The sequence below is a fragment of the Pseudomonas sp. S36 genome (assembly GCF_016647875.1).
Lineage (GTDB): Bacteria > Pseudomonadota > Gammaproteobacteria > Pseudomonadales > Pseudomonadaceae > Aquipseudomonas > Aquipseudomonas parafulva.
This window is the reverse complement of sequence record NZ_JACVVG010000136.1, coordinates 1-211: the sequence shown is the minus strand read 5'-3', so window position 1 is coordinate 211 and position 211 is coordinate 1. Positions and strand designations below refer to the sequence as shown.

Annotated in this window: 1 protein-coding gene; it reads right to left on the bottom strand. The window is 61.1% G+C overall.

The features are described from left to right. A partial coding sequence (locus IAE36_RS23570; protein ID WP_201214987.1) for an immunoglobulin-like domain-containing protein occupies window positions 1–211 on the bottom strand: 211 nt, incomplete at both ends.

Here is a 211-nt window from a genome sequence, read left to right as displayed (position 1 = left end):
CTCATCAGTCACAGCTGTAGTGACCGACGTTTTGTTGGCTACCAGGTTTTCAAACTGCTTGTCGCCGGCAACTGCCAGGTCGGTGATCGCCTTCACGATCGAAGGCTGGCCGCCCACGTACACGTCGTCTGGGGCGTTGATGCTCACGGTGCCGCTGGCAGAGCCGGCAGCGATGAACACCTGGGTGCCACCGGTCAGGGTCACGGTCACA